The sequence below is a fragment of the Klebsiella sp. B345 genome (genome assembly GCF_051131735.1).
Taxonomy (GTDB): domain Bacteria; phylum Pseudomonadota; class Gammaproteobacteria; order Enterobacterales; family Enterobacteriaceae; genus Klebsiella.
In genome coordinates this window covers 637122-662368 of sequence record NZ_CP180443.1, presented here as the reverse complement: position 1 = coordinate 662368, position 25247 = coordinate 637122, and the positions used below count along the sequence as shown (strand labels likewise).

At 57.5% G+C, this 25247-nt stretch carries 20 protein-coding genes; 14 read left to right on the top strand and 6 right to left on the bottom strand.

Going from position 1 to position 25247, the window contains the following annotated elements; translation table 11 throughout:
* Positions 1–73 precede the first annotated feature (73 nt).
* The gene (smrA, locus tag ACMYSO_RS03100) at positions 74–637 is read left to right on the top strand and encodes a DNA endonuclease SmrA (RefSeq protein WP_434669240.1); all 564 of its coding nucleotides are present in this window, start codon (positions 74–76) and stop codon (positions 635–637) included.
* Here smrA and ACMYSO_RS03095 read toward each other — a convergent pair.
* A complete protein-coding gene (locus ACMYSO_RS03095) occupies positions 634–1440 on the bottom strand; it encodes an IclR family transcriptional regulator domain-containing protein (RefSeq protein WP_123754540.1) in 807 nt (268 codons plus the stop codon). The genes smrA and ACMYSO_RS03095 overlap by 4 nt on opposite strands.
* Before the next feature lie 167 nt (positions 1441–1607).
* On the opposite strand from ACMYSO_RS03095, the gene ACMYSO_RS03090 reads away from it, so the two are divergent.
* The 6 genes from ACMYSO_RS03090 to pcaC are packed head-to-tail and all read left to right on the top strand — an operon-like array spanning position 1608 to position 6672.
* A complete protein-coding gene (locus tag ACMYSO_RS03090; RefSeq protein ID WP_434669238.1) occupies positions 1608–2294 on the top strand; it encodes a 3-oxoacid CoA-transferase subunit A in 687 nt (228 codons plus the stop codon).
* Between the two features lie 10 nt (positions 2295–2304).
* A complete protein-coding gene (locus ACMYSO_RS03085) occupies positions 2305–2961 on the top strand; it encodes a 3-oxoacid CoA-transferase subunit B (RefSeq protein WP_434584535.1) in 657 nt (218 codons plus the stop codon).
* A gap of 10 nt (positions 2962–2971) precedes the next feature.
* Positions 2972–4174: a 3-oxoadipyl-CoA thiolase gene (gene pcaF, locus ACMYSO_RS03080; RefSeq protein WP_434670728.1), complete on the top strand. Its 1203-nt coding sequence runs from the start codon at positions 2972–2974 to the stop codon at positions 4172–4174.
* Between the two features lie 9 nt (positions 4175–4183).
* Complete coding sequence (locus ACMYSO_RS03075) at positions 4184–5536, top strand: 3-carboxy-cis,cis-muconate cycloisomerase (protein ID WP_434669235.1); 1353 nt, start codon at positions 4184–4186, stop codon at positions 5534–5536.
* Positions 5526–6290 (top strand): 3-oxoadipate enol-lactonase, encoded by a 765-nt coding sequence (pcaD, locus tag ACMYSO_RS03070; RefSeq protein WP_434669234.1) that lies wholly within the window; start codon positions 5526–5528, stop codon positions 6288–6290. Before ACMYSO_RS03075 ends, pcaD begins: the two co-directional genes overlap by 11 nt.
* On the top strand, positions 6283–6672 hold the full coding sequence (gene pcaC / locus ACMYSO_RS03065) for a 4-carboxymuconolactone decarboxylase (RefSeq protein ID WP_434669232.1): 390 nt from the start codon (positions 6283–6285) through the stop codon (positions 6670–6672). Before pcaD ends, pcaC begins: the two co-directional genes overlap by 8 nt.
* A gap of 197 nt (positions 6673–6869) precedes the next feature.
* On the opposite strand, the gene ACMYSO_RS03060 is transcribed toward pcaC, so the two are convergent.
* Positions 6870–8504 (bottom strand): mechanosensitive ion channel family protein, encoded by a 1635-nt coding sequence (locus ACMYSO_RS03060; protein WP_434669230.1) that lies wholly within the window; start codon positions 8502–8504, stop codon positions 6870–6872.
* Positions 8505–8765: 261 nt separating this feature from the next.
* Here ACMYSO_RS03060 and ACMYSO_RS03055 point away from each other — a divergent pair, with 261 nt between their 5' ends.
* The 3 genes from ACMYSO_RS03055 to ACMYSO_RS03045 are packed head-to-tail and all read left to right on the top strand — an operon-like array spanning position 8766 to position 11969.
* Complete coding sequence (locus tag ACMYSO_RS03055; protein WP_174509333.1) at positions 8766–9221, top strand: MarR family transcriptional regulator; 456 nt, start codon at positions 8766–8768, stop codon at positions 9219–9221.
* Between the two features lie 23 nt (positions 9222–9244).
* Entirely contained in the window at positions 9245–10423 is a 1179-nt protein-coding gene (locus ACMYSO_RS03050; RefSeq protein WP_434669229.1) for an efflux RND transporter periplasmic adaptor subunit, read from the top strand.
* Between the two features lie 10 nt (positions 10424–10433).
* Complete coding sequence (locus tag ACMYSO_RS03045; protein WP_434584542.1) at positions 10434–11969, top strand: DHA2 family efflux MFS transporter permease subunit; 1536 nt, start codon at positions 10434–10436, stop codon at positions 11967–11969.
* A 73-nt stretch (positions 11970–12042) separates the two neighbouring features.
* On the opposite strand, the gene fumA is transcribed toward ACMYSO_RS03045, so the two are convergent.
* On the bottom strand, positions 12043–13692 hold the full coding sequence (gene fumA, locus ACMYSO_RS03040; protein WP_434669228.1) for a class I fumarate hydratase FumA: 1650 nt from the start codon (positions 13690–13692) through the stop codon (positions 12043–12045).
* A 54-nt stretch (positions 13693–13746) separates the two neighbouring features.
* Positions 13747–15258 (bottom strand): anion permease, encoded by a 1512-nt coding sequence (locus ACMYSO_RS03035; protein ID WP_434670727.1) that lies wholly within the window; start codon positions 15256–15258, stop codon positions 13747–13749.
* A gap of 636 nt (positions 15259–15894) precedes the next feature.
* Here ACMYSO_RS03035 and ACMYSO_RS03030 point away from each other — a divergent pair.
* Both ACMYSO_RS03030 and ACMYSO_RS03025 read left to right on the top strand, forming a co-directional pair.
* On the top strand, positions 15895–18672 hold the full coding sequence (locus ACMYSO_RS03030; protein WP_434669227.1) for a flavocytochrome c: 2778 nt from the start codon (positions 15895–15897) through the stop codon (positions 18670–18672).
* An 83-nt stretch (positions 18673–18755) separates the two neighbouring features.
* A complete protein-coding gene (locus tag ACMYSO_RS03025) occupies positions 18756–19709 on the top strand; it encodes an FAD:protein FMN transferase (RefSeq protein WP_434669226.1) in 954 nt (317 codons plus the stop codon).
* Here ACMYSO_RS03025 and dcuR read toward each other — a convergent pair.
* Positions 19690–20409, bottom strand: a complete 720-nt coding sequence (gene dcuR / locus ACMYSO_RS03020; protein ID WP_434584547.1) for a two-component system response regulator DcuR — start codon at positions 20407–20409, stop codon at positions 19690–19692. The two genes, ACMYSO_RS03025 and dcuR, sit on opposite strands and share 20 nt — an antisense overlap.
* The gene (locus ACMYSO_RS03015; protein ID WP_434669224.1) at positions 20406–22025 is read right to left on the bottom strand and encodes a sensor histidine kinase; all 1620 of its coding nucleotides are present in this window, start codon (positions 22023–22025) and stop codon (positions 20406–20408) included. Before ACMYSO_RS03015 ends, dcuR begins: the two co-directional genes overlap by 4 nt.
* A 174-nt stretch (positions 22026–22199) precedes the next feature.
* Here ACMYSO_RS03015 and ACMYSO_RS03010 point away from each other — a divergent pair, with 174 nt between their 5' ends.
* Positions 22200–23120, top strand: a complete 921-nt coding sequence (locus tag ACMYSO_RS03010) for an N-acetylmuramic acid 6-phosphate etherase (RefSeq protein WP_434669222.1) — start codon at positions 22200–22202, stop codon at positions 23118–23120.
* A 339-nt stretch (positions 23121–23459) separates the two neighbouring features.
* Positions 23460–25073: a malate dehydrogenase (quinone) gene (gene mqo / locus ACMYSO_RS03005; RefSeq protein WP_434670726.1), complete on the top strand. Its 1614-nt coding sequence runs from the start codon at positions 23460–23462 to the stop codon at positions 25071–25073.
* Positions 25074–25247: the final 174 nt, after the last annotated feature.

Sequence of the window (25247 nt, the reverse complement as noted above, 5' to 3'; positions counted from 1 at the left end):
TTGTCGACAAACGCATTGAGCAGTCAGGGCTCGGCGGCTATAGTAGCCCTCGGTAGTAGCCGGAGGAGTGATCATGAATCTTGACGACAAATCGCTATTTCTTGGCGCCATGGAAGATGTCCAGCCGCTGAAGCGCGGCAATGACGTGCACTGGCATCCCGAGCGCAATAGCCGCCCGGTGCAGCGTCTGGATATCCTGCAGCTGGATAACATGCTCACCACCGGTTATCTCGATATTGTGCCGCTGGCGACGCCGCTGGAATTTAAACGTGAAGGTCTGCAAAACGGCGTGCTGGACAAGCTGCGGCTGGGGAAATATAGCCAGCAGGCCAGCCTGAATCTGCTGCGCCAGCCGGTCGAGCAGTGCCGGCAAATGCTGTTTGCTTTTATCGTGCAGGCGCAAAAAGAAGCGTTGCGCAACGTGCTGATCGTCCACGGCAAAGGGCGGGAGGATAACGCCCACGCCAATATCGTTCGCAGCTACCTGGCGCGCTGGTTGGTCGAACTGCCTGAAGTTCAGGCGTTCTGCGTGGCCTCAGCGCACCATGGCGGCAGCGGGGCGTGCTATGTGGCGTTGCGCAAATCCGCCGAGGCGAAGCAGGAAACCTGGGAACGTCACGCCAAACGAAGCCGCTAGCGCAGTAACAGCGTCAGCTCCCGGGCCGCTTTTTGCAGCTCGGGCAACACCCGTTCCACCATCTCCCGGGTAGACACCTGCCCGGCATGCACCCCGACGTTGAGCGCCGCCTGAACCTGACCCTGCGGGTTGAACAGCGGCACCGCCAGCGACCGCAGCCCCATCTCCAGCTCCTGATCGTTGAGCGCATAACCCTGCTGGTGTACGCGCTTGAGCTCGGCACGCAGCTTATTCACCGAATCCACCGTCTGCGGGGTATAGCGAATCATCGTCACCCGCGCCAGCATATCATTCAGTTTCTCTTCCGGCTGATGGCTCAACAGCACCCGGCCCATTGAGGTGGCCCATGCCGGCAGGCGGCTGCCGATATCGAGGTCGATGGTCATGATCCGTGAGCTGGAGGCGCGGGCAATGTACAGAATATCGTCGCCGTCGAGGGTGGCGATAGAGCAGGACTCGTTAAGCATCTCGCTCAGGTGTTTGAGCACCGGCTGCGCTGAACGCGCCAGCGGCGTTGAGGCCAGCCACGCGTGACCGAGCGCCAGAATACGCGGGCGCAGCTGGAAATTCTTGCCATCTTCCGCGTAGACAAAGCCCAGTTTACCCAGGGTGTACAGACAGCGACGTACCGCGGCGCGCGGGATCCCGGTCTTCTGACTGATTTGCGAGATCGACAATACCGGGCGCTGCGGGGTAAAGGCCTGAATCACTTCCAGCCCGCGAGCCAGTGAGGCCATAAAGTTCGGATCGCCCTTAAACGGATCGCTATCGCCCGTCAGAACATCGTCTGGATGCTTCTCCATTTTCTTCTCCATATTTGCCATCGATCACATTCTTTCGCTAAAGATATACGATGTTCGATTATCGCACCATATTTCGATTATCGCCCTTGACCAACATCGTTAAGCGGGTCACATTTTGTGCGAACAACGCATATAAGTGCGATTACCGCACATAAAGGAGCGACCTGATGATTGATAAAAGCGTGTCGACGCTAAGCGATGCCATCGCCGGGATCCACGACGGCGCGACCATCATGATCGGCGGTTTTGGCCCCGCCGGTCAGCCAACGTATCTGATTGATGCCCTGATTGAACAGGGCGCCCGTGACCTCACCATTATTAACAACAACGCAGGCAACGGGGAAGTTGGTCTCGCGGCGTTGCTGAAGGCAGGACGAGTGAGAAAAATGGTGTGCTCGTTCCCGCGTCAGGTTGACTCACAGATTTTTGATGACCTGTACCGCCGCGGCAAAGTCGAACTGGAACTGGTCCCGCAGGGCAATTTGGCCGCCCGAATTCAGGCCGCCGGCGCCGGGCTGGGGGCAATTTTCACTCCGACCGGTTACGGCACGCCGCTGGCGGAAGGTAAAGAGACCCGCGAAATCGACGGCCGCCACTACGTGCTGGAGTATCCGATTAAGGCCGATTTTGCCCTGATCAAAGCCCATCAGGCGGACCGCTGGGGCAACCTGGTGTATCGCAAAGCGGCGCGTAACTTCGGGCCGATTATGGCGACCGCCGCCAAAACCACCATTGTGGAAGTGTCCGCACTGGTGGGGCTTGGTGATCTTGACCCGGAAAACGTCATCACCCCGGGGATTTTTGTTCAGCGTGTCTTCTCGCTGGAAAACCTGAACGTAGCACGACGCGCCTGAGGAGCCAGACATGCAAAAACTAACCCGCGATGAAATGGCCCAGCGAGTCGCTCGCGATATCCCGGAAGGGGCCTATGTCAACCTTGGCATCGGTTTACCTACCCGCATTGCCAACTACCTGCCGAGCGATAAAGAAGTATTCCTGCACAGCGAAAACGGCCTGCTGGGAATGGGCGCCCGCCCTGAGCCTGGCGAAGAAGATCCGGAGCTGATTAACGCCGGCAAAGAGTACGTGACGCTGCTTAAAGGCGGTTGCTTCTTCCATCATGGCGACTCCTTCGCCATGATGCGCGGCGGCCATCTCGATATCTGCGTCCTCGGCGCTTATCAGGTCTCTGCCACCGGCGATCTCGCCAACTGGAGCACCGGCGCCCCGGATTCGATTCCGGCGGTGGGCGGGGCGATGGATCTGGCTATCGGCGCGCGTCAGGTCTTCGTGATGATGGACCACCTGACCCGCGACGGCGAATGCAAACTGGTTGAACACTGCAGCTATCCGCTCACCGGCGTAGCCTGCGTCAGCCGGATTTACACCGACCTGGCGGTCATTGACATCACCCCAAGCGGACCGGTCGTCCGGGAAATTTTTAACGGTCTCTCGTTTGAGGAACTGCAGCGCATCACGCCGGTGACGCTGACGTTCGAACTTCTGGCAGAAAGCGCGTAAGGAACCTATGATGAATCAGGCATTTATCTGTGATGCGGTGCGTACACCGTTCGGTCGTTTTGGTGGTACCCTGGCGCCGGTGCGCGCGGATGATTTAGGCGCTTTACCGCTGAAAGCGCTGCTGGAACGCCATCCGGGACTCGATCCTGCGCGCATTGACGATGTGATCTACGGCTGTGCAAACCAGGCCGGGGAAGATAACCGCAACGTCGCGCGCATGGCGCTCCTGCTGGCTGGCTTACCGCAAACGGTGCCCGGCAGCACTATCAACCGTCTGTGCGGCTCCAGCCTTGATGCGATCGGCGTCGCAGCACGCGCCATCAAAAGCGGTGAAACTCAGCTGATGATTGCCGGCGGCGTAGAGAGTATGTCGCGGGCGCCTTTCGTGATGGGTAAGGCCGAAAATGCCTTCAGCCGCAACATGCGGATTGAAGACACCACCATCGGCTGGCGTTTCATTAACGCCCAGATGAAAGTGCTGTACGGCGTGGATTCGATGCCGGAGACCGCCGAAAACGTGGCGACCGATTTTGGCATCTCGCGTGCCGATCAGGATGCGTTTGCACTGCGCAGCCAGATGCGTACCGCGCAGGCGCAGGAAGCCGGGCGTTTCGGTGATGAATTGATTGCCGTCTCCATCCCCCAGCGTAAAGGCGAACCGTTGCTGTTTACCCGGGACGAGCATCCGCGCAGCACCACCGCTGAGGCGCTGGCGAAACTCAAAGGGGTGGTACGTCCGGACGGGTCGGTGACCGCCGGCAATGCTTCCGGGGTCAACGATGGTGCCTGTGCCTTGCTGCTGGCCAGCGAGCAGGCGCTCGCGGTTAACGACCTGCAACCGCTGGCGCGGGTGGTAGGGATTGCAACCGCAGGCGTGGCGCCGAGGATTATGGGCTTTGGCCCGGCACCGGCTGTGCGTAAGGTACTGGCGCAGACCGGACTGACGCTGGGCCAGATGGACGTGATTGAACTGAATGAAGCGTTCGCCGCTCAGGCCCTGGCCGTGACCCGCGATCTGGGGCTGCCGGATGATGCGGCGCACGTCAATCCCAACGGCGGCGCGATTGCTCTGGGTCATCCTTTAGGGGCATCTGGCGGGCGTCTGGCCATGACCGCGGCCTATCAGCTGCGTCGTACCGGTGGCCGCTATGCGCTGTGCACCATGTGTATCGGCGTCGGCCAGGGGATTGCGCTGATTATTGAACGAGTGTAAGGAGCGCGAATGAGCTTGTTGACCCCAATGTTGCGCGGCAGTCCGCTGACCGACTGGTTTAGCGACGCGCAGCGGGTACAGGGGATGCTGGATTTTGAGGCGGCGCTGGTCCGCGCGCAGGCCGCCTGCGGCATTGTGCCGGCGGCGGCGGTCGTCCCAATCGTCAACGCCTGCCAGCATACGCAGATCGATTTTTCTGCTCTGGGGCTGGCGGCGGCCAACGCCGGCAATCTGGCGATCCCGCTGGTAAAACAGCTGACGGCCAGGGTCAAAGCGCACGACGCCGAGGCCGCGCGCTATGTTCACTGGGGAGCCACCAGCCAGGATGCCATCGACAGCGGTCTGGTGCTACAGCTGCGCGGCGCGCTGGACGACACCGACCAGCTGCTTCAGCGGCTGATCGACGCTTTCGCTCAGCAGGCAGAGCGCTATCAACGCACCGTGATGCCCGGCCGGACCTGGATGCAGCACGCGCTGCCGGTGACCTTCGGCCTGAAGCTGGCGGGGACCCTGGACGCACTGCTGCGCTGGCAGCAGCGGCTGCGGGAGATGCGCCCGAGAGTGCTGGTGCTGCAGTTTGGCGGCGCGGCGGGCACGCTGGATTCGCTAAAAGCGGACGGTCCGCCGGTGGCGGAACAGCTGGCAACCCTGCTCCAGCTGGCGCTCCCGGACACGCCGTGGCACAGCCAGCGTGACCGGCTGCTGGAAGTTGGCGCCTGGTTCGCCGGCCTGTGCGGCACTCTCGGCAAATTTGCCAACGATTTCTCGTTACTGATGCAGACTGAAGTGGCGGAAGTGGGCGAGCCGGTAGCAGAAGGGCGCGGCGGTTCCTCCACCATGCCGCACAAGCGCAACCCGATCGCCTGCAGCGCCATTTTGACTGCCGCCCAGCGCACGCCCGGTCTGGTGGCGACGCTGTACGCCAGCCAGATCCAGCAACATGAGCGCGCGCTCGGCGGCTGGCAAGCGGAATGGGAGACCCTGCCGGAACTGCTGATGCTGGTCGGCGGCGCGCTGGCGCAGAGCGAGAGCCTGGTTCGCGACATGCAGGTATTCCCGCAGAAAATGCGTGCTGACCTCGATATCACCCACGGGTTGATTATGGCGGAAGCGGTGACCCTGGCGCTGGCGGCGTTTATCGGCAAAGCCGATGCCCACCACTGCATTGAGGCGCTGTGCCGGCGGGCAATCGACGAATCCCGCCCGTTGCTGACGCTGCTGGAGAACGACCCGCAGGTCAGCCAGCATCTCTCTACTTCCCGTTTAACGCAGCTGCTGGATCCGGCCACGGCCACCGGCAGCGCCGACTATTTTGTGCGCCAGGTGCTGGCGCGTTACAAGGAGCAACGGCATGAACCTTGATTATCAGCTGGACGGGCCGGAAGGCGCGCCGGTGATTGTGCTTTCGAACTCGCTGGGCACGACCCGCGATATGTGGCAGCCGCAGCTTGCGGCCTTAACACGCCAGTTCCGCGTGCTGCGCTACGATACCCACGGCCATGGTAAAACCAGCAAATCCGGCAAGGTGACGCTGGCGCAGCTCGGCGAGGATGTCATCGCGCTGCTCGACCAGCTTAATATCGCCAAAGCCTGGTTCTGCGGTATCTCCATGGGTGGCCTGACCGGGCTGTGGCTGGGACGCTTTGCGCCAGAACGTTTTTACGGTATCGCGGTGGCCAACACCGCGGCACGCATTGGCGATCAGGCCGGCTGGCTCTCCCGGGCCCGGGCCGTGCGTCAGGAAGGGATGGACGTGGTGGCGGCGGGAGCGGCGGACCGTTGGTTCACCGAACGCTTCCGGCAGCGCGCGCCGGAGGTGGTGGAGGCGCTGTGTCATCAGCTGACCCACAGCAACGCCGAAGGCTACGCCGAGTGTTGTGAAGCGCTGGCCGGCGCGGACCTGCGGGGCGAAGTCGGGCAAATCAGCATACCGACGCTGATTATCGCCGGAGAAAGTGACCCTGTCACAACCGTGGCGGACGCCAACTTCCTGCGTCAGCAAATCCCGGCATCGCAGGTGGTGGTGGTCGCGGCATCGCACCTCTCCAATATCGAATCGCCAGCCGAGTTTACCGCCGCGCTGCTGGGCTTCTTTCAGGGAGAGCAGCATGGATGATAAGTCGCGTTATGAGCAGGGTATGAAGGTGCGGCGCAAAGTGCTGGGCGATGCCCACGTTGACCGCACGCTGCACAATCTGACCCCGCTCAATGAAGAGTTTCAGGACTTCATTACCCGCTATGCGTGGGGCGAAACCTGGACCCGGCCCGGTCTGGACCATCACACCCGCAGCATGATTACCATCGCGATGTTGATTGCTCTTAACCGCGAGGCGGAACTGAAAATGCACCTGCGGGCCGCGTTTAACAACGGCGTCACCCGCGATGAGCTGAAAGAGTTGATTATGCACTCGGCGCTCTACTGCGGCCTGCCGGCGGCCAATGCCACCCTGCATCTGGCGCAGCAGGTGTTTGATGAGCTGGACGCTAAAACGGCTTAGAGCCTATCCCATCAGGCTATTTTATTTGCCATTTTGGTCCTGGGCAGTGCTCACCATCCTCACGTACTGCGTGTACGCTCCGGTGGTTCCGCGCTGTCCGTGGCCAAACTGGCTGCAACAATCTACGCCTACTGAGATAGGCTCTTAATCCTGAAGGTGCTGGCCGGTCGCAATATGCGAGCCGGCCAGCACGGGCGTTACACTGATTTCACATCATCTTGCTGCGGCGCTAACGCTGGTGCGGCATACCAGTCCTCTTTGGCGACCACGACCGACCCCTTCGGCTGCATCACAAAGTTCGGCGACATGATCTGGACGCCAAATTCATTGAAGACATCCTGAATATTGCTGTGCAGCGCGTTACGTCCGTCGGACAGCGAGGTGTCCTCCAGTAGCCTGACCTGCAGTTCATAAGAGACATACCAGTCCATCAGACCCAGCTGGCGGACCAGCGGCGGCTGGCGGTGATCGATGCCCGAGGCACGATGTGCCGCAAGTTCGAGCATGGCCTGCACCTGACGCCACGGCGTGTCATAGCCGATGGTCACGCCGGTGGTAAGGTTAACGCCGTTGCCGTCGGTGTCGTTGTTTGGCACGCTGAGATTGGTGATTTTTCCGCTGACGACCACCGCATTCGGCACCGTCACCACATAGTTTTCCCGGGTGATGATTTTGGTCGCCAGCATCCCGATTTCACTGACTTTGCCCTCGTTATCGGCAATGCGGATAACGTCCCCTTTGTGCAGCGCACGGGAATATATCAGCACCAGTCCGCTCATGGCGTGGTTCATGACGCCAGCGGAACCGAGGGTTAACATCAGGCCGAAAAAGACGCTAATCCCCTTAAACGCCAGCGAGTTGGCGCCGGGAAGGAATGGATAGGCCGCCGACAGGGCGAAGAGCCAGATCATCACCGAGATCAGCTTGCGGGTCGCACCGACGGTTTCCGGGTGCAGGCCGGGAATATGCAAGCGCCCGGCCTCCACCTGGCTCAGCAGCAGTTTGACCAGGCGGATAATAAACCAGGTGATCAGCAGGATTATCAGCACGATTATCAGGCCTGGCAGGGCGGAGGCAATGGACAGAGCAATTTCCTGCAGCACGCCCACCGACCAGTCACCGAGCGATTCACTCCACACCCGGGTCCAGGGAAACAGACCAAACGCCCAACTCAGCCAGGCGTACAGCGCGAGGATGCCCAGCAGAATCATCAGCAGGGCATACAGCTTGGTTTCGATATTGCCAAGGAAGCGTCGCCAGCCTTGCGGGATCCAGCTGCGCTTTTCAAGGATCCGCAAATGAAAGAAGCGGCGTACCCGACGCCATGAGCGCCAGGCTGCGTAGTAGATCGCAGCCAGCACCAGCGTGCTGACCACAACCTTTACGATTGCCAGTGCCAGATAGGTTTTGTTGTACTGTTCACGCAGCGAGTGGCGCTGTGCTTCCATTCGGGCCAGTACGCGCTGCGCCGCCTGGTCAAGCGTCAGGTCATCACCCTCATCAAGGTCTGCCTGGCTCAACATCATCACCGGCTTGCCGTTCATCAGAAACAAACGCCCCGGCTGGTTATAGCGCGTAACAGGAACCACCTGCAGCGGCTGGCTGATATCGGCTTCGGTGAAGTCGCGCAGAATATTGCGGATCCGCAGCACGCGCTCTTCGGGTGTGGTCTGGCCGAAAGTGGCTTGCAGCATCACAATTGGCTGGTGGAAGATTTTTACCGTACGGGCATCTTCGCGTGGGGTAGGCTGCTGGCGGGGTTCTGCTGCCGACAGCGGGAAGGCCAGGCACAGTGAAAGCCATGCCAATAATAACACCGGTATCCTGTTCATACGCTGCACCCAAAAATAGAAAATTATTGTTATTTTTCAGTCGGTCAACGCCACACGCTGAGCAGACTCTGATTTGAGCATAGACCAGCGATAAGCGAATACAAGCGCGGGCAGAAAAGGGGCCAGAGGTTAGAGGGGGGCGCCTGGTGAAGCGATCCGCACCGGGGCGGACTGACAAAATGTGCGATCTTCTTGACGTTACGTTGACAAACAGTTGCCTGGTCAGTAGTTTCATTTGTAATTACTGACCAGGCAAATATCATGAGTAACCATCCGGGTATTATTAACAATAAATTTCACTTAGGTTTGCTCATTCATCTGGCAAACCAGTTCAAAGACCAACTGATTAACCAGCACTTCTCCGGTATGGATATTACCGCCGCGCAGTTCAAGGTTTTGATCAGTATCTACAAAGGCTTTAACAGCCCGGTTGAGATCAGCAAAAACCTGGTGATGGACGCGGGTGCCATGAGCCGGATGGTCGATCGCATGGTCAAGCGCGATCTCATCAGCCGAAGTGTGAATCCGCAGGATAAACGCCAGGTGATTCTGGCCTTGACCGACAAAGGACTGCTGATCTGCGAGCGCTTTGTCAATGAAGCGCTGGTGTCGATCATCAGCGACCTCACCGCCCGACTGACTCCCGATGAATCCCGCCAACTGGTTGCGCTAATGACAAAAATGCTGCCGGACGAGATCGTCGCCCCTCATCGCTAATGAATTAAAAAAGGTCCAGACAGATGGAAACCACCGCTGCACAACAGGCCGAGCGCGGCAGTAAGCGCAAACGCAACTTTATTATTTTACTCATTATTCTGCTGCTCGCGGCAGGGGGAAGCCTGGCGTGGTATCTGCTGTATGCCCGTTACTATGAGTCCACCGATGATGCCTATGTTAATGGCAACCAGGTCACGCTGACGCCGCAAATTGGCGGGACCGTCACCCAGGTAACGGTAGACGAAGGCGACTTCGTGGAAAAAGGCCAGCCGCTGGTGCTGCTTGACCCGAGTGATACCGCCATTGCGCTGCAGCAGGCCGAGGCCAATCTGGCCAATACGGTACGCCAGGTACGCGGGCTGTACAGTACCGCCGATAACTATCGGGCGCAGGTGGCAGCGAAAAAAGTGGCCCTGCAGACGGCGCAAAATGACTACGCGCGTCGGCAGAAAATCTTCCAGAGCGGGGCGATTGCGGCCGAGGACCTGTCGCACTACCGCGATGCGGTCACCAGCGCGCAGAGCGATCTGCTGGCGGCGCAGGAGGCATTACGTACCAATATCGCGATGGTCGATGATACCGTTATCGACAGCCATCCGGAAATTAAAAGCGCGGTGGCCACGCTACGCCAACGCTATCTGGAGAATTCGCGCAGCACCATTGTTGCTCCGGTCAGCGGTTATGTGGCGAAGCGAGCGGTGCAGCTTGGGATGCGTGTCGATTCGGGGACCACGCTGATGGCTATCGTGCCGCTGAACGAAGTCTGGGTGGATGCCAACTTCAAAGAGAGCCAGATGAAGGCGATGCGTCTGGGGCAGAAAGTGACCCTCAGCGCCGATCTGTACGGCGATGACGTGACCTACCACGGCACCATTGAAAGCCTGGGGATTGGTACCGGTAGCGCCTTCTCGCTGTTGCCTGCGCAGAACGCCAGCGGGAACTGGATCAAAATCGTCCAGCGTCTGCCGGTACGCATCACCCTGGATCCTCATGATATGCAGAAACACCCGCTGCGCGTGGGATTGTCGATGAACGTCAGTGTCGACATTCGCGATGGCCAGGGACATCTGCTGCCGCAGCAAACCGTTAGCACCCCGCGTTTCACCACGGATGTGTATCAAAACCCGCTGGAGGAAGCGGACAAACTGGTGGCTAAAATCCTTCATGACAACAGCAAAACGGTAGCCGCAGGCAGCCGTTAAGAGAGACGTTATGCAAGATAAGGCCGCCTTTACACCGCCCAATATGTGGCTGGCGGTGCTCGCGCTGTCGCTGGCCACCTTTATGCAGGTGCTGGACTCCACCATCGCCAACGTGGCGCTGCCGACGATTGCCGGTAACCTTGGCGTCAGCGCCGATCAGGGCACCTGGGTCATCACCTCGTTTGCGGTGTGTAACGCCATTGCGTTACCGCTGACCGGGTGGTTTACGCGCCGTTTCGGTCAGTTAAAGCTGTTTATCGGCTCGGTGATGATGTTTACCCTGACCTCGTTTCTGTGCGGCTTTGCCCACAGCATGACCGAGCTGATTATTTTCCGGGCGCTGCAGGGCTTCTTTGCCGGGCCAATGTTTCCGATGTGTCAGACGCTGCTGCTGGTGATTTTTCCGCCGAGCAAACGCAGTATGGCGCTGGCGTTGCTGTCGATGGTCACGGTGGTGGCGCCGATTGTTGGACCGATCACCGGCGGCTGGATCACCGATAATTACTCCTGGCCGTGGATCTTCTATATCAACGTGCCCATCGGTATCTTCGCCACCATTGTGGTCTGGACCCAGATGCGCGCCCGCGAAGAAACCACCAGCCATGCCCCGATCGATTACATCGGTATCGGGTTGCTGGTGCTGGGCGTGGGTCTGCTGCAGGTGGTGCTGGATAAGGGCAACGATCTCGACTGGTTCGCGTCTTCGCACATCATTGTGATGTCGACGATTTCGGCCATCTCGCTGGTCTCCTTTGTGATTTGGGAACTGGGGGAGCGTCACCCGATCGTCAACCTGCGCTTGTTTAAAGACCGTAACTTCGCCGTCGGTACCCTGGCGCTGACTTTGGGGTACGCCGCTTTCTTTGCGATCAACATTATTCTGCCGCAGTGGTTGCAAACGCAGATGGGCTATACGGCTATTTGGGCCGGTCTGGCCGCGGCGCCGATGGGGATCCTGCCGCTGATGATGACCCCGATTATTGGCCGCTACGCCAACAAGTTCGATCTGCGGATTCTGGCTTCGCTGTCATTTTTGACCATGGGGGCATCCTGCCTTATCCGGGCGCAGTTCAATACCGATGTTGATTTCCGCACTATTGCCGAAGTGCAGTTGTTTATGGGGATCGGCGTGGCGTTCTTCTTTATGCCGATTACCACCATCGTGCTGTCAAACCTCAACGGCGCGGAAGTGGCGGAGGGGTCGGGGCTGGCGACGTTTTTCCGCGTGCTGGGCGGTTCTTTCGCCTCGTCGCTGACGACCTGGATCTGGTCGCGGCGCGAGGTGTTTCATCATGCCAACCTGACGGAGAGCGTGTCTGTCTATAATCCGGGGGCGGTGGAGTATGTTGAAAAAATGGGGGGGGCGACGCAGCAGCATATGGCGCTGATTGATAAAACTATTGAGCAGCAGGCCTACATGATGTCGACCATCGATTACTTCTGGGTGTTGGGCTGGGGCTTTATGGTGTTGATTGCGGTGATCTGGTTTGCGCGTCCACCGTTTAGCCGTGCCGGGGCGCCAGGGGCACCTTCTGCTGGCCATTAGGGGTTCAGTTGTAGGGTGCAAAAAAGCCGTAACGCAAAACGTTACGGCTTTTCATTAGGTTAGTCAGCCACAATTAGCGCTGAGAACACCCTGAACACTGTTTGTTCTGAATCTGCTGGAAGAAGTCGTTGCCTTTGTCATCCACAAGGATGAACGCCGGGAAGTTTTCTACTTCGATTTTCCAGATAGCTTCCATCCCCAGTTCCGGGTAGGCCACGCACTCGAGGCTCTTAATACTCTGCTGCGCCAGTACTGCCGCCGGGCCGCCGATGCTGCCGAGGTAGAAACCGCCGTGCTGGTGGCAGGCATCGGTCACCTGCTGGCTGCGGTTGCCTTTTGCCAGCATCACCATGCTGGCGCCGTGAGACTGCAGCAGATCGACATAAGAATCCATCCGTCCGGCGGTGGTCGGGCCGAGAGAGCCTGAAGCATAGCCTTCCGGGGTTTTGGCCGGGCCAGCGTAGTAGATCGGGTGATCTTTAACGTACTGCGGCAGCTCTTCACCGTTATCCAGCAGTTCTTTCAGCTTCGCATGCGCCATATCGCGCGCCACGATAATGGTGCCGTTGAGGGTCAGACGGGTAGAGACCGGATGGGCGGAAAGCTGGGCCAGAATGTCGCTCATCGGCTGATTGAGATTAATACTGACAACCTTGCCTTCACCTTGCTCACGCAACGCTTCCGGAATGTACTGCCCCGGGTTGCTCTCCAGTTTTTCAATCCAAATCCCATCGCGGTTTATTTTCGCTTTGATATTACGGTCCGCAGAGCAGGAAACACCCATCCCGACCGGGCAGGAGGCCCCGTGGCGCGGCAGACGGATCACCCGGATATCGTGGGCGAAGTATTTACCGCCGAATTGTGCGCCAAGGCCGAGGTTCTGGGCTTCCAGCAGCAGTTCTTGCTCCAACTTAACGTCGCGGAACGCCTGACCGTGTTCGTTCCCTTCGGTCGGCAGGCCATCGTAGTAGCGGGTCGAGGCCAGCTTGACGGTTTTCAGGGTTGATTCCGCTGACGTCCCGCCGATGACAAAGGCGATATGGTACGGCGGACAGGCGGCGGTCCCGAGGGTGCGCATCTTCTCAACCAGGTAGTTTTTCAGCTTCGCCGGGGTGATCAGCGCTTTGGTTTCCTGATACAGATAGGTTTTGTTGGCGGAACCGCCACCTTTGGCCATGCACAGGAACTTATACTCATCGCCGTCAACGCTATAGAGGTCGATTTGCGCCGGTAGGTTGGTGCCGGTATTGACCTCTTTGTACATATCCAGCGCGGCATTCTGCGAGTAGCGCAGGTTATCTTCGGTATAAGTGTTGTACACGCCGCGGGCCAGCGCCGCTTCGTCACCACCGCCGGTCCATACGCGCTGACCTTTTTTACCCATGATAATCGCGGTGCCGGTATCCTGGCAGGTCGGCAGTACGCCTTTCGCGGCGATTTCCGAGTTGCGCAGGAACTGCAGGGCGACATATTTATCGTTTTCGCTGGCCTGCGGGTCGAGCAGGATCGCCGCGACCTGACGCTGGTGAGAGACACGCAGCATAAACGCCGCGTCATGGAAAGCCTGCTGGGCCAGCAAGGTTAAGGCTTCAGGTTCAACCTTGAGGATCTGCTGGCCTTCAAATTCGGCCAGCGAAACATGCTCTTTGCTCAGCAGATAATAGTCAGTGTCATCTTTCGCCAGCGGAAAGGCTTCCTGATAAACAAACGGTTTAGTCGACATTGCATAGCTCCCTAAGAGTAAAACCGCCGGAGGTGAGCCCCCGGCGGTTATGAATCAGAACATCATGGACATCCACGGATAGCCAATCAGCAGCAGGGCGGCCAGGAAGATGGCGCCGAAGATGGTGCCGAGGCGCCAGTAATCTTTGGTCGGCAGATAGCCGCTGCCGTAGTAAATCGGGCTGGGGCCGGTACCGTACGGAGTGATGATGCCCATCACACCCAGCGAGGTGACCAGCAGCAGGACAAACACCTGCATGTTCATGCCCGGGATGGTTGAGGCGATAGTCAGCATCGCCGGCAGCAGCGCCGTGGTGTGGGCAGTGGTGCTGGCAAACAGGTAGTGCAACAGGTAGAAGGCTAACAGCAGCACAATGGTTGCCACACCCGGCGAGATACCGCTCATCAGCGCGCCGCCTTCTTTACCCAGCCAGGCGATAAACCCGGTAGAGGAGAGGCCGTCCGCTAGCGCCACCAGGGTGGCGAACCACACGAAGGTGTTCCACGCGGCTTTGTTATTGGTGATATCGCTCCACGACAGCACACCGGTCCACAGCATCAATACAATCACCAGCAGGGCGGCCAGAGCCGGTTCAATCCATTCGGCGGCGAAGATCCACATCGCTAATGCGAAGCAGACAAACACCAGCAGCAGGATCTCATTGCGCGACAGTTTGCCCAGTTTTTCCAGTTCACGAGCGGCCCACAGCGGGACTTCGTTATTGATTTTGACTTCTGGTGGGTAAAACCAGTAGGCCAGCAGCGGCATGGTCAGAATCAGCAGGATCCCCAGCGGCAGGAAGGCGATGAACCAGGTGCCCCAGGAGATATTAATACCGACGATGCTTTTGACTAACGCCAGGGCCAGCAGGTTTGGCGCCAGCGCGGAAAGGAACATTGAACTGGTGATACAGGCGGCGGTAATGGCCACCCACATCAGATAAGAACCAATGCGGCGGGCGCTGGGGTCATTCGGTTTTGAACCGTACAGCGGTGGCAGGTTGGCGATAATCGGGTAGATGGTCCCGCCGCTACGCGCGGTATTGGACGGGGTGAACGGTGCCAGCAGCAGGTCTGCGAAGGTAATGGCGTAACCCAGCGTCAGGCTGCGACGGCCGAGATATTTCACCAGAATCAGCGCCAGACGGCGGCCGAACTGGGTTTTATCGTAGCCCGCAGCGAACATAAAGGCGCCGAAAATCAGCCATACGGTAGAGTTACCAAAGCCGCTCACCGCCCATTTAAACGAGGCGCCGGCGAGTTTGAATTTCGGGTCGGCTAACTGTGCCGGATTGAAGAGCAGCCACTGGCTGCACAGGGCGATAACCACCACCCCGGTGATGCCGATCACGGCACCCGGCAGGGGTTCGAAAATCAGTCCGACGATAACGCCAACGAAGATAGCAAAGTAATGCCATGCATAAGGCGGTAGCCCGTCAGGCACCGGCACAAAGAGTAAAAGGACTGCAACAATAATGGGCAGGGCCATCATCAGCAGACGGTTTTTATTTGCCGCTTTCGGACTGGCGGCACCGGCAGGCGGTATAGTTGTCTGTTTCTCTTTCATAATGAGTATCTGCGAGTAGTTGAAAATACGGTTTCGTCGCGCCATAACCATTGCTTTCTTTAATTTCAAAAGTTTCTTTAGTTATTAATCGTTGGTTCTGGTTTGGCTGTTGACGGTTATTTAACGCGTTTTATTGGGCGTTAAATTAAATCTGTCGGTTATTTATATATTGCGCTTTGGCGTGTCGTTGCAATTGATCGAGATCAATAAATGCTGTCTGTGGAACTGTTTTTTTATTTTCATAATAACCCTGTTGGGTGAGGTTTTTATTTGTTTAAAATACCGCTTATTGTTAATTTTTTGCAGAAGTGGAAAACAAAAGCTATCGATTGCGTGATTGTATTTTGTTGATTTTATTGGTGTTTAAGTTGTTTTTATTATGTTTTTATTTTTAACAAACGTGTCCATTGTGTTATCAGTTTTATGTTTTTTGTGAATGTAATATTTGCAATTAATAATACAATGGAGGTAGTGATGTTATTCGAGGTATTAAATAGTTTTTTAACTAACGTAATTAGTTTGGTAACTAAAAATAGCGTTATATTATTAGCATGACAACAGGAATTAAAAAACAGAACCAAAAACAATTCCGTCACCCAATTCGAATTATCAATATTTAAGATCTGGAGTATTAATATGACCAGTAACTCACGTATATTGCGTCCTTTTACCTTACCGAACGGGACTGAACTGAAAAACCGTTTGCTAATGGCACCGATGACAACTTGTACCGGCTATTTTGACGGCAGCGTCACCAGCGAACTGGTGGAGTACTATCGTGCGCGTGCCGGTAGCATCGGGACCATTATCGTTGAGTGCTGTTTTATCGATAACTACGGCCTGGCTTTCCCCGGTGCGATTGGCATCGACAACGATGAGAAAATCGCCGGCCTGGCTAAAATTGCGCAAGCCATCCAGGCTGAAGGGTCAAAAGCGATTCTGCAGATCTATCACGGCGGGCGCATGGTTGACCCGCAGCTGATTGGCGGTCGTCAGCCGGTGGCGCCAAGCGCGTTGGCCGCACCGCGTGACGGTGCCGCGATGCCGCGCGCGCTGAGCGCGGACGAAGTCACCGGCATGATCGGCAAGTTTGGCGACGGCGTACGTCGGGCCATTCAGGCCGGTTTTGATGGCGTGGAAATCCACGGGGCCAACACCTACCTGATTCAGCAATTCTATTCCCCTAACTCCAACCAGCGCGATGACGAGTGGGGCGGCAGCCGCGACAATCGCGCCCGTTTCCCGTTGGCGGTGCTGGATATCACCCGCAAAATGGCCAGTCAGTACGCTGATGACGCTTTTATTATCGGCTACCGCTTCTCGCCGGAAGAGCTCGAAGAGCCGGGCATCCGTTTTGACGACACCATGTACCTGCTGGAAAAACTGGCGGCACGCGGTCTCGACTATCTGCACTTCTCGGTGGGGGCGTCGCTGCGACCATCTATTGTCGACACCAGCGACCCAACGCCGCTGATTGAAAAATACTGCGCGCTGCGCTCTGAAACCCTGGCGCAGATCCCGGTGATGGGCGTGGGCGGCGTGGTCAACGCAGCTGACGCCGAGCAGGGGCTGGATCACGGCTACGATCTGATCGCCGTGGGCCGTGCCTGCATCGCCTATCCGGACTGGGCGGCGCGGATTGCCGCCGACGAAAACCTCGAACTGTTTATCGACAGCACCCAGCGTGAAGCCCTCCATATTCCGGAACCGCTGTGGCGTTTCTCGCTAGTGGAAGCGATGATCCGCGATATGAGCATGGGAGACGCGAAATTTAAACCCGGCCTGTTCGTTGAAACCGTTCAGGACGATGCGAACGAGCTGGTGATCAACGTCAGCCTCGAAAACGACCGCATTGCCGATATTGCCCTGGCCGCCGGCCCGGCGCAGACCGTTGAGTTCACCACCAGTTTCGAAGAGATCCGCGAACGTATTCTGACCGCTAATACCCCGCACGTGGACGCCATTTCCGGCGCCACCAGCCAGAGCGAAGCGGTGAAAAAAGCGGTATCGAAAGCGATGCTGAAATCCAGCAAAGCGCTGGCGCTGGAAGAAGGCGGTGAAGATCTGACCCCGAAAAGCTACGACGTGGTGGTGGTGGGTAGCGGCGGTGCCGGTCTGGCCGCGGCTATTCAGGCACACGATGAAGGCGCCAGCGTGCTGATCGTCGAAAAAATGCCGACCATCGGTGGGAACACCATCAAGGCGTCTGCCGGGATGAACGCCGCCGAGACGCGTTTCCAGCGGGTGAAAGGGATTGAAGACAGCAAAGAGCTGTTCTACCAGGAAACTTTAAAAGGCGGTCAGAACAAAAATAACCCGCAGCTGCTGCGTCGCTTTGTTGAAAACGCGCCGGAAGCTATCGAATGGCTGGCTCGTCGCGGGATTATGCTCAACGATATTACCACTACCGGCGGTATGAGCATCGACCGTACCCACCGTCCGCGTGACGGATCGGCGGTTGGTGGCTATTTGATTAGCGGCCTGGTGCGCAATATCAATAAACGCGGCATCGACGTGATGCTCGACACCGCGGTGGAAGAGATCCTGATGGATGACCAGCAGGTCAGCGGCGTACGTCTGCTCAATGATGAGCAGGAGAGCATCGTGGTGCAGACCCGGAGCATCGTGGTCGCCACCGGCGGCTTCAGCGCCAACAGCGCGATGGTGGTGAAATACCGCCCGGATCTGGCCGGTTTTGTCACTACTAACCATAAAGGGGCGACCGGTGGCGGTATCGCGCTGCTGGAGCGTATCGGCGCCGGCACCGTGGATATGGGCGAAATCCAGATTCACCCAACCGTTGAGCAGAATACCTCGTATCTGATTTCCGAATCCATTCGCGGCGGCGGGGCGATTCTGGTCAATCAGCAGGGGAATCGCTTCTTCAACGAAATGTCGACCCGCGATAAAGTCTCCGCCGCGATCATCGCGCTGCCGGAACACTACGCCTACATTGTCTTCGACGAACATGTCCGGGCAAAAAACAAAGCGGCCGACGAGTATATCGCCAAAGGGCTGGTGACCAGCGCCAGCTCGCCGCGTGAACTGGCGGAGAAACTGGGGATGGATTACCATGCCTTCCTCGCCACCCTTGAGCGCTACAATGGTTATGTTGAACAGCAGCATGATCAGGAGTTTGGCCGGACCACCGCACTGCGCGCGCCGGTCAACGAAGGGCCGTTCCATGCGATCCGTATCGCACCGGGGGTTCACCACACCATGGGCGGCGTGACCATTAACACCGACACCGCGGTACTGGACAGCGCGCATCAACCGATTGCCGGTGCCTACGCGGCCGGTGAAGTGGTTGGCGGCATTCACGGTGGCAACCGCATCGGCGGCAACGCCGTGGCCGATATTATTATCTTTGGCACCCTGGCGGGCCACCAGGCGGCAAAACGCGCCAGAGGCTAACGCTCAGTGATGACAGGCCGGGTCCGCCCGGCGTTTTCCCCGGCGGCGCGCTGCCTGCCGGGTGACACAGAGGAGCTGCAACCATGTCAGGTGACCCGCGTATCTATAGCTACTCCGCCGTGCTGATGGGCTCTCCCATCCTGCTGAAACTTTTCTCCCACGATGAAGCCCTGGCCTCCCGCACTTTCCAACTGATTAAACACTACGAAGATCTGTTCACTGTTAACCGCGCGTCATCGCAGGTGATGGCGATTAACCATGCCGCCGGTCGTCAGCCGGTCAGCGTCAGCCGCCCGGTTTACCAGCTGATTAAATGCGCCAAAGCCGCCAGCATGGTGCAGGAGAGCGCGTTTAATCTGGCGATCGGTCCGCTGGTGAAGCTATGGCGGATTGGCTTTCAGGGCGATCGCGTGCCGGCGGCGGACGAGATCGCAGCCCGGCTGCCGCTGACCCGCCCACAGGATGTGATCCTCGATGATGCGGCCGGCAGCGTGTTTCTTGCCCGACACGGCATGGAGATTGACCTTGGCGCGATTGCCAAAGGCTATATCGCCGACCGCGTCCGCGACGATCTGCAGCGACAGGGCGTGCGCGCGGCGCTGATTAATCTCGGTGGCAATGTGCACACCCTCGGCGAGTGGTCAATTGGCCTGAAAAAGCCGTTTGCCCCGGCCGATACGCTGGTCGGCAGCCTCGACGTGAACGGTCAATCGGTGGTGACTTCCGGGACCTACGAACGTTATTTCGAGCAGGACGGGCGCCGTTGGCACCATATTCTTGACCCGCGCAGCGGCTATCCGCTGGATAACGAACTGGAGAGCGTGACGATTATTTCGGACGACTCGCTCGACGGCGATATCTGGACCACCTTGATCTACGGCCTTGGTGTCGAGAAAGGCTGTGCGGCGCTGCGTCATCGTGACGATATCGAGGCGATTTTCGTCACCAAAAATCGCGAGGTGATCCTCTCATCGCAGCGCCGTTTTCGTTTCCACCTGCTGGACGACGGCTACCGGCTTATTGACTGTACTGCTTGAGCAGACTGTACTGCTCGGCCACCAGCCGATAGCGGTAGACCGGACGCCCGGTGGCGCCGTAGTGAATGCTGGTATACAGAATATTGATTTGCGCCAGCCAGATCAGGTACTTCCGGCAGGAGACGCGGGAAATATTGACCGCCACCGCCAGCTCATCGGTTGAAAACTCGGTGCCCGGATGGGCGTCAATCCACTGGCACAGCGTGCGCAGCGTCTGGGCGGTCAGGCCCTTTGGCAGCTTCCGCGCATCGCTGGCTTCCGGCGTGCTGCCGTGCAGCAGGCGGTCCACATCGGCCTGTTCATAATAGGGCTGCCCGGTCATCAGTTTGCGTTTTTCACGCCACGCGGTGAGAGCCTCTTCGAAACGCGGGAACTGGAACGGCTTGATCAGATAATCGACCACCCCGTAGTGCATCGAGGTTTGCACGGTGGCCGCATCGGCGGCGGAAGTAATCATAATCACGTCGATAGGGCGGCCGGAAGCACGAATGGTCGGCAGCAGATCCAGCCCGCTGTCGTGCTGCATGTAGACATCCAGTAGCACCAGATCGATCTCCAGTTCGCTATCGTTAACCATCTCCTGGGCTTTACTCAGCGTAGACGCCGTGCCACAGCAACGGAAGCCGGAAATTCTCGCCACATACAGGCGGTTCAGTTCGGCGACCATGGCATCATCGTCAACAATTAATACATTTATCACGTACGTTTCCTTTTACTATCCCAGGGAAGATGAACAAAAAATTGGGTAAACACGCCAGGTTCTGACTCGACGGCAAGCGTACCGCCCAGTTCACGTAGCTGCTGGCTGGCGAGAAACAGGCCGACGCCGCGGTTCTCACCCTTGGTAGAAAATCCTTTGTTAAAGATGGCGTCAATATTCGCGGCCGGGATCCCCGGACCGTCATCACTCACTTCGCCACTTAACCAGCCATTCTGATAGTGCAGCAACAGGCCCACTTCGCCCTCGCTCTGACCGCTCATGGCGTCCAGCGCATTCTCAATGAGATTCCCCAGCACCGTGACCAGCACGGTGACCTGTTTTTCATTGGGGCAATCGGGCACCAGGCTCTCTTCCGCCAGATGCAGGCTGAAGCCGCGCTCTTTCGCGCGCTGAATTTTACCAATCAAAAAGCCCGCCACCACCGGTGATTTAATGCGGTGTTGAATTTCACCAATGTCTGCCTGATAAGTATGGGCGGTTTGCAGCACATATTCCTCCAGCTTGCCGTAGCTCTTCATATTGAGCAGGCCGAGGATCACGTGCAGCTTATTCATAAATTCGTGGGAAGTGGTGCGCAGGGCATCGACATAGTTAACCATCCCGTCGAGACGCTGCACCAACTGGCTCATCTCGGTTTTATCGCGGAAGGTGCTGATGGCGCCGACGATAGCATTCTGGCTGCGTACCGGGACGGTGTTACTGATCAGCAGCAGGCCGTTGCAACCCAGCTCGCGGTCATAAATTGGCTCGCCGGTTTTCAGCACCGTCTGTAGATCGGCGAGCAGCGGGGTATGATCGATCTGCTGCTCCGGGCCGCTCAGCAGGATCTTGCTGGCGGCGGGGTTGATCAGGTTGACGTGTCCTTCAGCATCAACCGCCACCACACCTTCTTTTAGCGAATGAAGCATCGCCTGGCGTTGCTGGAACTGGGTGGAGATCTCGTGCGGCTCCAGCCCCAGCAGCACCCGTTTAAGGCCGCGCACCAGGCTCCAGGTACCAATCCCGCATACCAGGGCGCTGAACAGCACGGTTAGCAGGACGTCCCAACGGCCTCGGGCAATCTGCTCATCCACTTTGCTGAGCGAAATGCCGACCACCACCACGCCGATTTGCTGGTGTTGGTCGTTAAATACCGGTGTAAACACGCGTAGCGCCTGCGCCAGTACGCCATGGTTGATGGCGACATTCTCTTTGCCAGTAAAGGCCGGCTGAATATCCTCGCCGATAAAACGTTTGCCGATAAGTTGCGGGTTTGGGTGCGAGTAGCGCACGCCGTGCATATCGGTTACCACAGCATACAGCAGGTCATTACGCTGGGTGATCGCCAGCGCCAGGGGCTGGATCAGCGCGCGTTCGGGCGACTGGCTCAGGGCCTGCTTCACCTCGGGCATGTCGGAGAAGGTCCGCGCGACCGCCAGCGCCGTATCCTTAACGCCGTCGCGGGTGGTGTCGCTGATCTGGATAAACCACAGCGCGTACACCAGCAGCAGCACCGAACCGATGACGCTGCTGATCATCAGCGATACGGCAGTACTCAGTTTCATTCTCATCAGGCGTTTACGCACGGGTGGTATCTGGGCCGCTGAATCCTTCATGACATCCCCTGAAATAATCGGCAAGCACCTATTATCGCTGAAGGTAATCATTTCTTAAAGCAATGTAAAAAAGCCAGAATCGGCGCGAAAGAACCGTGAAGCGTGACCCCACTCGCAGGAGATTGTGGTAAATATCCTTATAGTGAATATGGAGTTTTTTAAAAGGAGGTTTTTATGAGCAGTAAGCCAACCGCTTCAATGATGGAACGATGCCATCCCGAAACCCACCAGATAGACCGTCTCGCCACCCAGGATATGCTGACGATGTTGCATAACGACGATCGGCAGATTGCCGACGCCGTCGGGGCCTGTTTGCCGGAGATTGCCCGTCTGGTCGATAATGCCGCCGCTGCATCGAGCCGGGGAGGACGGCTGGTGGTCGTGGGCGCCGGGTCATCCGGGCGCGCGGCATTGCAGATGGTCAGCGAGTTTGCCCCGGACGAGAAACATGCGCTGGTCGGGCTTATCGCTGGGGGGCCGGTGGCAGCGCTGCAGGAGATGGAAACCGCCGCGAACGATTATAATCTTGGTGCGCTGGAGTTACAGGCTATCGAGTTCAGCAGTAACGACATGCTGCTGGCGCTGACGGTCAGCGGGCAAACCCCGTGGGTGTGGGGGGCGATGCGTCACGCCTGGTCTCTTGGCGCGCCTATCGCCGTGCTGACCCAGCAGCAGGACAGTGAAGCCGCCCAGCTCGCGGACATCATCATTGCCCCGCAAACCGGGCCGGAAGCGGTGGCGGGATATGGCAACCCGAAAGCGCAGCAGGCGCAGCGGCAGATCCTCGCGATGTTAGCCACCGGGCTGGCGATCCGTTCTGGCCGGGTCTACGGCAACCTGCGGGTAGACCTGCAGGCCACCAGTCCACGCTGGACCGAGCGGCAGATTGCCATCGTGATGACCGCGACCGGGTGTTCACGCAGCGAGGCCAAAGCCGCGCTGGCTAGCTGCAACCAGCACTGCCGGACGGCCATACTGATGGTGATGACCGGGCTTGATGCCTGGCAGGCGCGGGACCTGCTGGCGGAAAATAACGATCGTCTGCGCCTCGCGCTTCAGCAAAGCCATTCCGCGACGCTGAGTCCCGCCAGTTAATTGACGCTGTCCACCTGAACCACATCAATCCACTCCGGCGCGCTGAAGTTAGCGCGCCGTTATTATTTAGGGCATAAGTAATTAAAGAAAGTGATGATGCCGTCTTATTTCCTTTATTTTTCTGTTTATTTTATTTTTCTGCGATGGCTGCTGTATGCTATTTGATTTTTAAGTTAAAAAGTATTTTCTGTAAATTGATTAACTGTGCGGAAAATGTAAATGAGATTTTAAAATATAATAGAAGTGCGTTAACATGTTTGCACTTATTTCATTATGCTATGCGATAATTCTATTATGCCTGCAATTAAAAAAACGATTTTAACGATGACCGCTCTGGCGATGTTCGTCAGTTCCGCCTCTCACGCCAATACCGATGCCGCGCAAAAAACTGATTTTCTGCTAATTGGCGGCGGTATTATGAGCGCCTCTCTGGGAACCTGGCTGCAGGAATTACAGCCGGACTGGAAGCAGGTGATGGTAGAGAAGCTGGACGGCGTCGCGTTAGAATCGTCTAACGGCTGGAACAACGCCGGTACCGGCCACTCGGCGAATATGGAGCTGAACTATACTCCGGAGCGCCCGGATGGTTCGATTGATGTCAGTAAAGCGCTGGATATCAACGAACAGTTTATGATCTCCCGCCAGTTCTGGACCGCACAGGTCAAACGCGGCATTCTGCATGACCCGCATTCCTTTATTAATTCAACCCCGCATATGAGTTTCGTCTGGGGCGATAATGTGGACTATCTGCAAAAACGTTATACCGCATTGCAGCAAACCACCTTATTCCAGGGAATGAAATTCTCTACCGATCACGCGCAAATTAAACAATGGGCGCCGCTGGTGATGGAAGGGCGTGACCCGCAGCAAAAAGTGGCGGCCACCTGGACGCCGGTCGGTACCGATGTGAACTACGGCGAAATTACCCGCCAGCTGATCGGCAGCCTGAAGAAAAATAGTAATTTCACGCTGCAGACCTCTGCTGAAGTTACCGAATTTAAACGTAACGCCGATAATTCCTGGCATGTGACGATTAAAAACGTCAATAGCGGCGAAGAGCAGGCTATCGATGCAAAATATGTCTTTATCGGTGCCGGCGGCGGGGCGCTGAAATTACTGCAAAAAACTGGTATTGCGGAAGCGGATAACTATGCTGGCTTCCCGGTAGGCGGCTCATTCCTGATGACCGAAAACCCGGCGGTAGCTAATCGGCACCTCGAGAAAGTATACGGTCAGGCTTCCGTTGGCGCACCGCCGATGTCGGTTCCGCACCTCGATGCCCGTTACATTGATGGCAAACGCGTTGTGCTGTTTGGGCCATTTGCCACCTTCTCGACCAAATTCCTCAAAAACGGTTCGTTTATGGACCTGCTCAGCACCACTACTACTGAGAACGTGCTGCCGATGACCCACGTGGGCCTCGACAACTTCGACCTCGTGAAATATCTGGTGAGCCAGGTGATGCTCAACGACGACGACCGTTTCGCCGCGCTGAAAGAGTACTACCCGGATGCCCGCAAAGAAGACTGGAAACTGATCCAGGCTGGTCAACGTGTGCAGATCATCAAGAAAGACGCCGATAAGGGCGGGGTGCTGAAGTTGGGTACCGAAGTGGTGGTCGATCAGCAGAAAACCATCTCCGCGCTGCTGGGTGCATCGCCTGGTGCCTCTACCGCAGCACCGATCACCCTCAACGTGATTAAGCAGATGTTCCCGGAGCAGTTTGCCTCCCCGCAGTGGCAGAGCCGTATTCATGCCATCGTGCCGAGCTACGGTCAGAAGCTGAATGACAATGCCGCGCTGACCCAGCAGGTGTGGGATGACACCGCCGCGACGCTGCAACTGGAGAAACCGCCGGTTATCGACATGAGCAAGCACGCCCCGGCCGCGACCAGCGCCCAGCCTGCTGCATCGGCTCGCGCCGAGTCTGCTCAGCACGATATGGCGCTGTAATCTGACACCAGATCATCGTTAATGCCCTCAGGCCAGCCGGTTAACTCCGACTGGCCTTTTTTTATATCTTACGAGCACCGCGCGATTCATGAATGGTGTTCATAAGCTTGATACGCTAGCGGGGGATTATCGGCCGGTACTTTACCGATAACATAGCAGTCACTTGATCGCACG